Origin of the sequence: Enterococcus sp. AZ188, from assembly GCF_050544075.1 — a bacterium.
GTDB classification, from domain to species: Bacteria; Bacillota; Bacilli; order Lactobacillales; family Enterococcaceae; genus Enterococcus_D; species Enterococcus_D entomosocium.
Genome location: NZ_CP172943.1, coordinates 831815 through 845827 on the forward strand (window position 1 = coordinate 831815; position 14013 = coordinate 845827).

At 39.9% G+C, this 14013-nt stretch carries 11 protein-coding genes and 1 pseudogene; 9 read left to right on the forward strand and 3 right to left on the reverse strand.

Going from position 1 to position 14013, the window contains the following annotated elements; all coding sequences use genetic code 11:
* Nucleotide 1: 1 nt before the first annotated feature.
* Nucleotides 2–1411 (reverse strand): PTS transporter subunit EIIC, encoded by a 1410-nt coding sequence (locus IGI86_RS03825; RefSeq protein WP_430617748.1) that lies wholly within the window; start codon nucleotides 1409–1411, stop codon nucleotides 2–4.
* 156 nt (nucleotides 1412–1567) lie between these two features.
* Here IGI86_RS03825 and IGI86_RS03830 point away from each other — a divergent pair, with 156 nt between their 5' ends.
* Both IGI86_RS03830 and IGI86_RS03835 read left to right on the forward strand, forming a co-directional pair.
* Complete coding sequence (locus IGI86_RS03830) at nucleotides 1568–2284, forward strand: GntR family transcriptional regulator (protein ID WP_144771955.1); 717 nt, start codon at nucleotides 1568–1570, stop codon at nucleotides 2282–2284.
* A gap of 208 nt (nucleotides 2285–2492) precedes the next feature.
* Complete coding sequence (locus IGI86_RS03835; protein ID WP_142963003.1) at nucleotides 2493–2921, forward strand: GNAT family N-acetyltransferase; 429 nt, start codon at nucleotides 2493–2495, stop codon at nucleotides 2919–2921.
* An 84-nt stretch (nucleotides 2922–3005) separates the two neighbouring features.
* Here IGI86_RS03835 and IGI86_RS03840 read toward each other — a convergent pair whose 3' ends face one another.
* Nucleotides 3006–3833 carry a LysR family transcriptional regulator gene (locus IGI86_RS03840; RefSeq protein WP_244351483.1) on the reverse strand — a complete coding sequence of 276 codons (828 nt, stop codon included), beginning with the start codon at nucleotides 3831–3833 and terminating at the stop codon, nucleotides 3006–3008.
* Nucleotides 3834–3983: 150 nt separating this feature from the next.
* Here IGI86_RS03840 and IGI86_RS03845 point away from each other — a divergent pair, with 150 nt between their 5' ends.
* The 5 genes from IGI86_RS03845 to IGI86_RS03865 all read left to right on the forward strand — a co-directional run bounded on the left by IGI86_RS03845 (nucleotide 3984) and on the right by IGI86_RS03865 (nucleotide 8782).
* A complete protein-coding gene (locus tag IGI86_RS03845; protein WP_269924377.1) occupies nucleotides 3984–4952 on the forward strand; it encodes a TDT family transporter in 969 nt (322 codons plus the stop codon).
* Nucleotides 4953–5045: 93 nt separating this feature from the next.
* Nucleotides 5046–6005: an L-lactate dehydrogenase gene (locus tag IGI86_RS03850; RefSeq protein WP_216682823.1), complete on the forward strand. Its 960-nt coding sequence runs from the start codon at nucleotides 5046–5048 to the stop codon at nucleotides 6003–6005.
* Nucleotides 6006–6324: 319 nt separating this feature from the next.
* Nucleotides 6325–7401, forward strand: a complete 1077-nt coding sequence (locus tag IGI86_RS03855) for an ABC transporter permease (RefSeq protein WP_142963006.1) — start codon at nucleotides 6325–6327, stop codon at nucleotides 7399–7401.
* Between the two features lie 5 nt (nucleotides 7402–7406).
* On the forward strand, nucleotides 7407–8108 hold the full coding sequence (locus IGI86_RS03860) for an ABC transporter ATP-binding protein (RefSeq protein ID WP_077453594.1): 702 nt from the start codon (nucleotides 7407–7409) through the stop codon (nucleotides 8106–8108).
* Between the two features lie 47 nt (nucleotides 8109–8155).
* Nucleotides 8156–8782 carry a TetR family transcriptional regulator gene (locus IGI86_RS03865; protein ID WP_081118357.1) on the forward strand — a complete coding sequence of 209 codons (627 nt, stop codon included), beginning with the start codon at nucleotides 8156–8158 and terminating at the stop codon, nucleotides 8780–8782.
* A 115-nt stretch (nucleotides 8783–8897) separates the two neighbouring features.
* On the opposite strand, the gene IGI86_RS03870 is transcribed toward IGI86_RS03865, so the two are convergent.
* Nucleotides 8898–10325, reverse strand: a complete 1428-nt coding sequence (locus IGI86_RS03870; protein WP_005225272.1) for an APC family permease — start codon at nucleotides 10323–10325, stop codon at nucleotides 8898–8900.
* Nucleotides 10326–10764: 439 nt separating this feature from the next.
* Between IGI86_RS03870 and IGI86_RS03875 the strand changes: the two are divergent.
* A pseudogene (locus IGI86_RS03875) lies at nucleotides 10765–10995 on the forward strand (type II toxin-antitoxin system RelE family toxin).
* 171 nt (nucleotides 10996–11166) lie between these two features.
* On the forward strand, nucleotides 11167–13941 hold the full coding sequence (locus IGI86_RS03880) for a sigma 54-interacting transcriptional regulator (protein WP_430617749.1): 2775 nt from the start codon (nucleotides 11167–11169) through the stop codon (nucleotides 13939–13941).
* Nucleotides 13942–14013 lie beyond the last annotated feature (72 nt).

Genomic DNA, 14013 nt, shown 5'->3' on the forward strand with positions numbered 1-14013 from the left:
CTTACAGTTCATCTGCAGCGTTCATTTTATCATTGAAACCAAAAAGCCAAGTCAAAAGAAAGGATAGCAAAAATGTTCCTATATGAGAGAGTAGATAAGCATAGAAATTTTTATCGATCCCTGCAACCGGGTTGATAAAAGAGGCAAAGCCTATAACCCCACCTGCAAATCCATAGTTGACCAAGTGAAGGAAGCCTGCTAGAGCACCACCAAAAATATTTGAAAGGGTCACGAGATAGAAAACTTTTTTGTATTTTAGTAGAATACCATAGATTGCCGGTTCGCCAACACCGCATATTTGTGAAAGAGTGGCAGCAAAGGCAACTTGTTTTAGTTGAGCTTTTTTTGTTGTTAATGCGATTGAGCAAGTTGTACCCGCAATACCCATCATCAATACAGACGAGAAGGCATTCATCATACTAAATCCGTTGACAGTTAAATCGTTGACGATGATCGGAATCAATGGCCAGTGCATGCCGAAGACCACTAAGACTGGAAAAAGTGCGCAATAGACTGCTCCGCCAATAATCGTGTTAAAGTCAAAAATGGTACTAATTCCGAATGCAAGCCCATCACTAATAATCGTTATGATTGGTCCGATGATAAGAAGAACGGCTAAGCTTAGTACCAGAACTTCAACGATTGGTGACACAATGGAAGAAATCACGAGAGGAACAATTTTCTTTAAAAACTTTTCAACATACGTTGCTAACCAAGCAGCGACCAGAATAGGGAAAACCGAAGCTGTATAATTCATAATGGGGAATTCTATGCCAAAAATAGCGACCTTCGCAGCTGTACTTGAAGCAATAGTGACTATATTTGAATGAATGAGTGTCGCACCCACGACTGCCAGAACAATAGGATTCACCTTTAATTTTTGAGCTGCAGTAAAACCTAAGATGACAGGCAAAAAATAAAAAATGCCATCTGCAATCGTATTAATCAATAGATAAGATTGCGAACTATCTTGTAATAAATCAAACGTCACCAACGAAGCTTGTAATCCTTTGATTATTCCAGCTCCTGCAAGAAGACCGATGACGGGCATCATTGAACCTGTAATTATGCCAATAAACTGATTGAAGCCATTTCGAAATAGCTGAAGAAAATCACTATTGGAATCATTTTCCACCACTCCTTCTGTAGAATCAAAGGCTTGATCATTGTTTAACTGGCGCATTACTTCCTCGTAAATAGCATTTACTTTGTTTCCAACAACCACCTGATATTGTCCTTGGGCTTCTACGACGCCCATTACACTATCCAACTCTTTTATCTTATTTGTATCGGCTTTCTCTTTGTCCACTAGATAGAAACGAACACGTGTAATGCAGTGGATTACATTTTTGATATTATGTTTTCCACCAACGTACTCAATCATGTACTCTGCTAACTGTTTGTCACTCATACTAAAACCTCCTCATTTCTTTATTTCTTTTAACCGGTTACGCTCATTTTAAATTTGTTTAAACAAATAATCAAGTATTTGTTTAAACAAATTTAAGTTTTTTGTATAGGTAGAATGATATCATGCTATAATTAACTGAAAGAGTGAGGTGGAACTATGGTGAACAAGTTTCGGGATATATATGACACTTTGAAAAATGAAATTAATGAGGGACTCTATAACGATACAATGGTTTTACCGACCGAAATGGCGTTAATTGAGCGATTTGGTACTAGTAGAAATACAGTTCGCCGAGCGATTCAACTGCTTAATGAAGATGGATTGGTTTATAGTGTGAAAGGAAGAGGGGTAGTGATTCTTGAAAGAATCGAGATTGACAAGAAGTCATTCAAGGTAGGCAATTTTCAAGGATTGAAGGCACTATCCTCAGATACTGAAGTCGAAAAAAAAACAATTGTGCAAGAATTTCGCGAGTTGACTGTTGATGTTTCATTAGCAAAAAAAATTTCATTTCCGGTTGGTGAAAGAGTATACCTTGTGAAACGATTACGAATCATTAATGGGAAAGCGATGATGTCAGATACGAGTTATTTCAAAAAAAGTATCGTTAAGGGACTTAATGAGAAAATCATAGCCGGATCAATCTACGACCATATCAAACAAAACTTAGATTTTAAAATCGCTGCATCAAAGTCCATTATGAAAGTTGAGTCTGCAAAAGATTCTGACTTTAAAGAATTAGCTTTAGGAAAAAATAATTGTGTGGGGATACTGGAAAATGCGGTCTATAATGATATGGGAAAATTATTTGAATATACGACCATCAGGTATATACCTAACGAGTACGCACTCATTTCATTTGATCAGACGTAAATATTGATTTAGCAAAATAACTTGAAGGAATTTAGCAAGCGGGAAAAAGATAGTGAAAACAATAAGGTGATCGCTAGTATACTGTCTGTATATTTCCGTTTTCTATTGTGGTTGCACAAAGCGACTACTTACCATTTTTCCAAGTTGAAAATGAAATTAAACTTTCTAAAGAAATGACCGAACCAAAAGCAAAAGACAGGAGAATATCATGAAAATTAGAGCCGCAGCATTGTCTGATCATAAAGAACTAGCTCATTTGTCGAAAGTACTAGGCTATCCAATCGAAGAAGAAGTATTGATCGAGGGTTTAAAGAGGATCATAGCTGAGGAGGACCATCTCTTGCTTGTTGCTGAAATAGAGGGAAAAGCAGTTGGAATGATTGAAGCACAGCCGTATTCAACAGTTTATTCTGCCGGGCGATTTTTTAATGTCCTAGGTTTAGTAGTGGATGATCAAGTGCAAAAGCAAGGCGTTGGGGGGAAACTACTGTCGGCAATTGAAGAAGAAGCCAGACAGCGAGGAATGCACGGCATTCGATTAAATTCGAATGTCAAACGCCATGCTGCCCACAGGTTTTATGAAAACCATGGCTACCACAGCAGTCATGAACAGAAACGGTTTATCAAGGAATTATAAAAATACAAAGACGCTGGAGGAGTGACAAACGACACTCCAGCGTCTTTTTTTGTATTCATTTTAATTGGTTCAAAAGACTAATATTTATGGAATCAATGCCAACAACAGTCGTTTAATCTCCTCATAAACCTTTCCGATTTCCGGCGTCACACGCTGACGATTCTGAATGATAAAAAGATCACGATAGCGGTACTCTGGATCAAGTTCCTGCCAAGGCAACTCTTCTGGTAATGAGAGTTTCGAAATGATCGATTTGCCGATGTTTTGTTTTAGTAGGGACAAAATCACTTCACTGTTATTGGCTTTGATGATTTGCGGATTTAGGTGCTGTGCGTATAGATAGGTTTCGTTAATGTAGTACATCCCCGAGTCATTTTCCCGCAAGACCCAAAAATCAGAAGCGAGGTTGCCTGCTAACACCAATTCATCACGATAAACGAATTCTTTTTGGATCAATGGCGAAACGATTGATTTTTCAATCAGGCCGATATGGGCTTTGTTTGATTCGACGGCATCGATCACTTCTTGCGAATTCATGATTTTGATTTCAAAGGCAAATGTTGGAAATTCTGCAATCAGCTGTGCCATGATGCTGGGCAGTAAGTAAACGGCGGTGGTATTCGAACAAGCGAGCACACACTCTGTTTTAAAATTTTTGGCGTCTTTGGCTTGCGAAAAAATAGTGGACAATGAGCGGAGAGACTCGACCACACGAGGATACAAAAACTCCGCTTGGCTGGTGGGTAAAATCAATTGTTTTCCTTTACGTTCAAAAAGCTTGAAGCCAAGTTCCGCCTCTAATCGTTGGATTTGTAAGGAGATCGTTGGCTGAGTTTTATAGAGCTGTTTGGCGGCAAGACTAAAGTTTCTCGTTTCATAAACAACAATGAAGGTTTTGAGCAATTCAATCATTTTGCGGACTCCTTTATTATTAATAAAATTTATAATTAGTATTTAAAAGTACAATTTTACAAATAGTTAGCAGGTGATTATAGTATAAGTGTAGAGAAAAAAGAAAGCAAATTTAATTGAAATTTTCATACATTAAGAAAGGATGAGTTGATGAAAACATCGATCCAGCATTTTTTACATTCATTGCCAATCCCGATTTGTGGGTTGATTTTAGGCACTGTGTCTTTGGGGAATTTATTGTATTCAGAAGGAATGGAGACGGTTGGAAATGGGTTTTGCACCCTTGGTATTTTCATCATGGGGCTCTTCCTTCTGAAAGTATGCTTTACATTTAAGCACACGATGTCAGAGTTACAAAACCCAATCGTTGCTTCGGTGGCGCCGACCTTTACGATGGCGCTGATGGTGATTTCCACTGTTTTTGAACGGGTCATTCCCAATGCAGTGGTGAATGATCTGCTCTGGTGGGGGGCTATCGGCTTACATTTTGCTTTAATGATCTATTTTGTTGTCGTGCATATTTTGCCTGTCGACCTTTCGCTGGAATACATTTATCCAAGCTGGTTTATTACCTTCGTCGGGATTGGCGTCATTCCCAATACTTCTGCGGTCTTTTTTAAAGAGCTGGGGGAAGTGGTCGTCTGGATCGCATTGGTATTGTATTTTGCGCTTTTGCCGATTATTTTAAAACGAATCGTCCATCAGAAGCTGACGGAACGTGCGGCAGTTCCGTTGATCACGATTTTAACAGCACCAGGTTCTCTTTGTTTAGCGGGTTACCTCTCCGTATTTGAACAAGGCTATGCTTGGTTTGTCGCCTTTATGCTGTTATTGTCACAAACGATTTATTTTTGTGTCGTCGCTTATATGAAAAACATGTTGGCAGTCGGGTTTTACCCAAGCTATGCGGCATTTACGTTTCCTCTTGTGATCTCGGCGACTGCTATGTTCAAATCAGCGCTGTTTTTTGCGAATCACCCACTGATATTTGGGTTTCTACAAGCCTTAACGATTATTGAAACAAGCTTTGCCGTGATTGTCGTCTGCTATGTGTTAGGAAAATATGCTGCTCATTTGTATCAGCAAACCAAAGCGCTGATTGCCGGTCATAGTTATTAAGGAAACACAAAAAATCATCCATTTTTTGAGAAAATGCGTACTCTACGCAAAACAATAGCACAAGTATTTGAAAAGAAAGGGAAGGGATCGCACATGAAAAGTACAAGCAGAAAAGTTGTCGTTGTCGGAACAGGTTTCGTTGGAACGAGCATTGCGTATTCCATGATCAATCAAGGACTGATCAATGAATTGGTCTTGATCGATGTCAATAGAGACAAAGCAGAAGGAGAAGCCCTCGATTTGTTAGACGGTATGTCATGGGGGCAAGAAAACATCAAAGTTTGGGCGGGAGAGTACTCGGAATGTAAAGATGCTGATATCGTCGTTATTACTGCAGGGATCAACCAAAAGCCAGGACAAACACGGCTTGAATTGATCGATGTGAACGCCGAAATTATGGCAAGCGTCACAAAACAAGTGATGGCTTCAGGCTTTGATGGCGTGCTTGTCATCGCTTCAAACCCAGTCGATGTCTTAACTTATCAAGCATGGCGTGTGTCAGGGTTGTCAGCCAATCGTGTCGTTGGTACGGGAACGACCCTCGATACCACAAGACTTCGAAAAGAAGTGGCGGCAAAATTAGCCATCGATCCACGAAATATTCATGGGTATATCATTGGGGAACACGGTGATTCGGAAGTCGCTGTCTGGTCCCATACAACGATCGGTGGGCAACCGATCGTAGAATTGATCAAGCAAAAGGATCGTTTGACCGTTGCCGATCTAGCGGTTCTTTCTGAACGAGTAAAGAATGCCGCCTATGAAATCATTGATCGAAAACAAGCAACTTTTTACGGAATAGGGATGAGTGTCGCAAGAATCGTTCGAGCGATCTTAAATGATGAGCAAGCGATTCTGCCGGTGTCTTCCTACCTTGATGGGGAATATGGCATCAACGATTTATTCACAGGTGTTCCTGCAGTCGTGGACCAAAACGGCGTCCGCGAAATTATTGAATTGACGCTTACCCCTGAGGAAAAACGGCAGTTTGATACTTCGTGTCATCAGTTACGAGCAGTAATTTCCACAATTGGACAAAGCAAAGTCAGCTGATCTCTAGAACACCAATAATGAAATCCTCGTGTTCGTTTTTGCCAAAGCATGGTTCGACTATTTACGGTCTGCCATGCTTTTTTTTCATCTAGCAAAGAATGTTAAAAGGAAATGGCGTATTTTACGCGAAACGCCCAGTATTCAACTTTCTTTATTTACACTCCTTTAGGAAAAAACATCCTCAGTGAATGACAGAAAAAGAATGATCGATCAACCTTACAAACTTTCCGAGTTGTAAAAAGTGACAAAGTGTCACCTTGTGTGGTATTCTTCAAAAAGTGACACTTTGTCAACATTTGGAAAACAGGAGGAAAGAGCAATGTTTCTGGCTATAAAAGAAATGCGTTATTCAAAATTAAGATATGGGCTGATCGTAGGAATCATGTTTTTGATCGCCTATGTTGTTTTTATATTGTCTGGCTTAGCTACCGGACTTAACTGGGATTTTAAAAAGGCCATCGTCGATTGGGATTCATCCGCGATCGTTTTATCAGAAGATGCGAATGACACATTTGCGGCTTCGCAATTGACGAGAGGGGATGTAGACCGTGTAGAAGGGACCCAAAAAGCTCCGATTGGTTTATACAGCAGTGTCATCACGGTCAACGATGAACAAGTCAATGTGACTGTTTTTGGTACACAAGACGATGCGTTCTTGTTACCAGAAGTTTTAGAAGGCAAGTCATTTTCAAAAGAAAATGAGATCACGATTTCAGAAAACTTAGCAGAAGAAGGTATCAAGGTCGGGGATCAAGTGAAAATCGGGCGTTCAGATGAAACCTTCAAAGTCGTTGGGATCACCCCAGAAACGTCTTATACGGTGTCACCAGTGATTTATACTTCTCTCGATACTTGGACAAAAATGAAGTTTGCTAATCAACCATTTGCATCTGAAAAGGAGCAGCCAATCAATATCATTGTGACCAAATCAAGTGAGCCAAAAGTCGATAACCAAGAAGGAACACCGCTCAAAGTGTTGGCAACGGAAGACTTTATTGAAAAGCTTCCTGGATTTTCTGCCCAAAACTTGACCTTAAACGCCATGATCTACTTCTTGTTTGTTGTTGCAACGGCAATCGTGGGAATTTTCATGTATGTGATCACCCTACAAAAAACGGCGATTTTTGGTGTGATGAAAGCCCAAGGGATTCGGACCAGCTTTATTGCTAAATCAATTATTGCGCAAGCATTTATGGTCGGTGTGATCGGGGTAGCCCTAGCCTTTGCGGCGGCATACGGCACCAGTTTATTTTTACCAGATGCCATGCCATTTTTCTTTGAATTAAAGCAATGGCTGCTTTATAGCGGCATCTTGATTCTCGTGGCAGTTCTAGGCGGCTTATTCTCCATTCGGACGGTCACAAAAGTCGATCCAATCACGGCAATAGGAGGGTAACAAAGATGAAAGACATTTTAGTAATGAAGGATATTATAAAAAAATTTGGCAAGCAACATACGGAAGTAACGGCATTAAAAGGACTGAATTTTCATGTTCAAGAAGGGGAGTTTGTCAGTATCATCGGCCCTTCTGGTTCAGGGAAAAGTACCTTTTTGACCATCGCTGGCGGCTTACAAAGTCCAACATCTGGAGAGATCATCATCAACCAGGTGAACTTTTCCCAATTAAATGAAAAGCAACGAGGGAAGTTGCGTTTTAAAGAGATTGGGTTTATCTTGCAAAGCTCGAATTTGATCCCTTTTCTAACGGTAAAGGAACAATTTTATTTGGTCGACAAAGTTTCAGGAAAAGCCAAGGAAAAGGAACGGATTGATGAATTGCTTGCTTCATTAGATATTCTCGACCTTCAAGACAAGTTTCCCCGCGATTTATCTGGTGGGGAACGTCAACGAGTAGCGATCGGCAGGGCGTTGTTTAATGACCCAAGCTTGATTTTAGCGGATGAACCAACTGCCAGCTTAGACACCGATCATGCGTATGAAGTCGTGAAGTTATTGGTGAAAGAAGCACATGAGAAAAAGAAAGCGACAGTCATGGTCACCCACGACGAGCGAATGATCCAATGGAGTGATCGCATTTTCCGAATGGAAGATGGCAATCTCATCGAACAAAACGCCCCATCAAGAGAAACTGCACAAGTCTGAGTGGAAAAGTAGAGGGATTTGTTTATAATAGAGGGAGTAGATTGCGAATGATGGAGGAGAATCCCTTGCCAAGTACAACATTTTTTCATTTAAAACAAGAGAAAAAAGAAAAAATCGATGCCGTGCTTTTAGAAGAATTTTTCAGCAAGCATATCAGTCAAGTCAAGGTCTCTGCCATCGTCGAAAAATCGCACATTTCTAGAGGGGCGTTTTACAAGTACTTTCAAAACTTAGAAGATGCCTATGACTATGCGATCACCAACTATTCCAACCAAATCCATTCTGCGATTTTTACGTTTATCAACCGCAACAAAAATGATTTTTTCAAAGGGATCGAAGAATACTTGGCTTGGTGCAGTCAATGGTCACCTGAAGATGATCATTGGAAAATGATCCACTTATGTACCCAAAGCAATGCCTGGACGAAGCGCGATGCGATCCCTGACGATTCGCCCATGATTCGTCAGTGGTTGGAACTGTTAGAAGAAAATCGCTTTACGATCCATGATACGCAAGAAGCCGTCAGTTTCCTTTACTTTATTATGGCGGTTGTGATGGATAGTCTGACAGATTTCATTTCGAATGAATGGACCGCAAAAGAGCTGATCAAAGATTTTCGCTATAAGGTGCAATGGATCAAGTATGGAATCAAAAAGGACGACAAAGAGGAATGAATGCTTCGGCAAGAGGATGGACCAAATACCGCGAGCGGCGAAGAAGTTCATTTACAAAGAAAGAGGTGTCCGACAACTGAAATAGTTGTCGGACACCTCTTTTTTGAGGGAATGATTATTTTTTATTTACACGTTTCGCAATGATCGGCAAGATCAAGCCAATCAAAAGAAAGGCGATTGGCGTAATGATATTTAAGGCCAATTGGAAGAACCAAGCTTGCGGATCTGCCGCATAATCAAGCTTAGGAACCATCCCTAAAATGCAGGCAAAGGCCGTGAACAAGAAGCACCATAAGCCGATCCCAAAGCCAACCTTGGTGTTTTTCACGAATTTATAATCGGAAGTAAAGCGATTGGCATGTTTGTTGACTAGCATAAAGGCTAAGAAGACCCATAAGTAACGCAATGGCATGACAACTGAATTCAAGTTCAACAACCAACGATACAGTTCGGTCATATTGCCGATTCCTAGTGCTGGAATAATGATCAAAATGCTGACTAGGATACCAGTCATAATATACCCATTCACTGGTGTTCCTTTTTTGTTTAGTTTTGCTAAGCCATTTGGTACAAATTCTGAATCAGCATCAGACAATAATATTTTCAATGGGGCATCAATTGAAAATGCCAACGCAGAAATTTGCGCCAACGCATTGGCGATGGAATAAAGAATGACAAAAAAGTTGCCAATTCCGTAGAAGTTTCCTAGTCGTTGAAAGGCTTCATAAGCGCCGTTGACCATCAAATCTTCTGGAATATGGTTGGCATCAAAAAGCATCCCCATTGCAATCGAGCCGAGCAAGGCACATAACGCCACCATACCGGCTAAAAAGATCATGCCTTTTGGAAATTCTTTGGCAGGATTTTTTGTGTTATTTACGTAAGGCGAGATTTTTTCACAGCCACCTACTGCAAATACCAGCATCGAGATCGTGGTTAAATAGGTAAAGTCAAATTTAGGGATATAGGTTGAAACAGATGACATGTTTGGTGTAGCAATTTCAGCACCAGTCATTGCTGGAGCAGTCACTGCTAAAAGGATAAAAAGAATCGACATCACGAACATGGCTGTTCCGGCGATGTTCCCAATCATTTTTAAGGTCGTCAATCCTTTAGAGGCAATCCATAAAAAGAATAGAAAAATAGCTAAACAAATCAACGATACTTCCATGGAACCCATCGTCGATACAAATGTACCATTTCCTTTAAATAACCAACTCAATGATACTAAGATTCCTTGGGGTTTTTGTGCCAAGTAGGGCACGTGAACGACCCAATAAGTCCAAGCAGCAAAGAAAGCCAACCGCTTTGTTGAGGTTTCTTTGATCCATGAGGAGACCCCACCACTTGACTCTTTGAAGGTCGATCCTAACTGACCAACACTTAATGCATAGGGTACAAAATAAAGAGCCATAATTAATAGCCACGAAACAACAACAGTCAACCCTTGTTGAGCGTAGTTGTTTACAACATTTCCCAGTCCCCAAACAGAGACGAACGCCATCAGCGCAATATTATACCAGCGTAATTGTTTCTCATTCATCGCTTTCTCCTTCTTAAAATGATTTTTCTGACTGGTTAAAATAGAGCGTTTTTTGAAATTTAGTGAGAAAAAAATTTCTTTCCATAAGCGCTTGATCACTATCAAGTTTCTTATGCATTTTTTCACAAATGTCAAAGGTCAAATTGAATAAAAATTTCACTTGCTTCTTTTTTATCCAGTCGTCGATTTTCCATAGTTAGGATAAACCTCTGAATTCTTTTGGTCAAGAAAAATTAAATTGTTATTTTAAAAAAATAATAAATTTCTGATGATTGAAAAAGCAAACATCATCATTCATTAATAATCTGAAAGAAATGCTACTACATTCGGTCAAGGGGATGGATAGGAGAGGGACCATTTCATTTAAAAGAAGCGATGGCTCTTTCTAAAAAGAAAGAAGAGGTCGGTATTTCTTAAGCTGATATGGAGAAATTGTTAGATGAAGTATAGAGTATTATACATGCCTCAGCTACAAAAACAACTAAAGAAAATGGGTCGAAATCAAGCAAGAATAATTGTCGCTTGGATCAGAAAAAATTTAGAAGGAACAAGCAACCTTCACCAATATGGGAAAGGATTAAATGAAAACAGTAGTGGCAAATGACGTTATCGCATTGGCAATTATCGTATTTTAGCAAATAGAAATGAATCAGAAATAGTGATTGAATGATTTGCTATTGGTCATAGAAGTATTGTATAGATAAAATAAAAAGCGGCAGCTGCCATCAAGGATGCTGCTTTTTTTGTGTTTAGAAAAGACAATCACTCTACGAAAAGTTCTATAGCATCCCCAAGCTTTTTAAGTTATGATAATCAGAGAAAGCGGACAAGGAGAACGACAATGAAAGAACAATTACTCGCGTATTTGCAAAATCAAACAGCTTTTTTCTCTATCGAAAATGTAAGCGATGTCTTTACTGCGAAAGATATTGCCGAGAAGTTTTCCGTCAAGAGAAATACCATCAGTCACTACTTGAATCAGTTAACGGAAGAAGGTCGCCTTGTGAAAATTGCGACCCGACCCGTTTATTTTTTTCATAAGCAGGCATTTGAAATCCAAAATTATCCTTTAACAAAAAACGTGTATGATAGTCTGGCTGCTGTGGCGGAAGAAAAGCCTTTTTTTGATCAAAAAGAAGATTTCTTTTCCAGTGTGATCGGCAGCAAAGGTAGTCTGGCAGAAGTCATTGAACAGATTAAGATGGCAGCCTTCTATCCAAATGGCGGGCTTCCCTTCTTATTGACGGGAGAAAGTGGAACTGGGAAGAGTTTTCTCGTAAAAATGTTCCATCATTATTGTGTGGCAAATGAATTACTAGAAAGTGATGCTCCGCTGATTACGATCAATTGCGCACAGTATGCCAATAACCATGAGCTATTAACGAGCAATTTATTTGGACATGTAAAAGGAGCCTTCACTGGCGCAGAAGAAGATCGCGGAGGTGCATTTGAAGCAGCAGACGGTGGAGTCCTCTTTCTTGACGAAGTTCATCGACTGAATGCTGAAGGACAGGAAAAATTATTCACTTTTCTGGATCAGGGAGTTATCTATCGAATGGGGGATACGGGCCGGCCAATCTCAGTTGATTGTCGGTTGGTGTTTGCGACCACCGAAGATTTGAAACAAACATTTCTAACAACCTTTATACGGCGAATTCCGATCCAAGCGACATTGCCCGCTTTGGAAGAACGGACGGTTTCCGAAAGGAAGCAGTTGATTTTGCAAGCATTTATTGAAGAACAAAAACGTATCGGTTTGCCGTTAGAGCTCTCACCTCAAGTAATCGAAATTTTAACAACCAGTCATTTTTCTGGGAATGTCGGTGAATTGAAAAGTACAATCAAAATTATTACAGCCAAAAGCTATACAGCCAGTTTAAAACGAGAAGTAAAAAAAATAGCAGTCACTGTGTATCATTTGCCAGAACACTTACTGCAACTGACAGAAGAACCTAATGAAATGGGGACAATGCAACCGGTTCTTATTGATAGTCAAACTCAAATCCAGCAGCTAACTGCGGAAAGTGAACCAGAACAACAAAAGATCATCCAAACGTATGAACAGATCTTGCTTAATTATGTCCAAGCAGGGCAGGACTTTGCGGCGGCAGCCGAGCCTATTTCTAAAGTGATCGAAAGGCTTTTCGAAAATTTATTGTTTGATCATAAACAGGAACAAAAGCAGCGGACAATGATTTTTGTGACAGAGCATGTTCAGCGAATGATGGAGCATATCGAGCATTCTTTTCAAATCAGTTTTAATGGGAGCATGGTTTATACAATCAGTTATTATTTATGGTTGCGGAGAAATGTGGAGTGGCTGCCGGATGATCAAGACAAACTTTTATTGACAGAAAATCTATTGAAAAGTGTGAAAAAGCATTATTCTACAAGTGATCGTTACACCGAGAATTTGCTAGGCCTAGTGCAAAAAGCATTGGATATCGAGTTAACAAGTATGGACCGAATCATTTTTACACTTTATATCAATGATATGGGGTATTCCAAAGATTCATCGCTTCCCCGCAGCATCATAGTAGCCCATGGTTATGCAACCGCCAGTAGTATCGCGAATGTTGCGAACCGCTTATTGAATGAATCGGTTTTTCAATCTTTCGATATGCCATTAGAGGTCACGCCCAAACAAATTGCGGAAAGGGTTACCACCTATATTCAGAAAAACGATGTATCTAATGGACTCGTTGTCTTGTTCGACATGGGGTCTTTGAAAGAAGTCTATCAATATATTCCAGAATTGGCGGTTCCAATTGTTATGATGAACAATGTAACGACAAGTGTAGCCATCGCTGTGGGGGAGTGTATCCGACAGAATATTTCGTTGAGAGAGATTCCAGAGCGAGTAAATACCTTTCACCAAAACGAATGGGAAATCATTCTTCCAAAAGTGAAAAAAGAGAAAGTTGTCATTACAACTTGTTCAACCGGAATTGGAACTGCTGTTCAAATCTCTACCTTATTAGAAAAGAGTATTCCTGATCATTTACAGATTCGGATCCTTCCTTATGAATTCAACCAGCTGGAAAACAGTGAACATATAAGACAGACATTGGCAGCGTATGACATTGTTGGTGTTGTGGGAACCACTAAACCTCGCCAAGAGCTGGCTCCTTTTATTTCTTTAGAAGAACTAATTTCGGGTGCTGGGACAGAGGAGCTATTAAGTTGGCTAAAAGAAGAATTGGATGAAGAGATGATTGCCTATGTGAACAATCAATTAGTAAGAAACTTTTCATTGGATCGAGTGATTCAATCGGTAACGATTCTAGATACAGAAAAAGTGATTTCTCAAATGGAATTTTTCGTGGGAAATCTGGAGCGCATGTGGCAGCAACGGATCGCCAATGATCGCAAACTCGCGTTGTTTGTCCATACGAGTTGCTTAATTGAGCGTCTTATTCGAAATGAAGCCATTGATACTTATCATGCCAGCGACACATTACTCCAGTGTCATGAAAAGCAGCTGAATGAGATCAAAAAAGCATTTAGTGTCATTGAAAAGGTTTACAGTGTCGCAATACCGGAATCTGAAGTTTGTTACATCTATGACGTTTTGTTTGGAAACACTGATTCTTCAATGGTTGAAGCGGATTTTTAATCGATAAGAAAAGCGTGCCACTTTTTTTGGCACGCTTTTTGCGTTTAGTAAGATGTAACTTGGAGCAAAGTG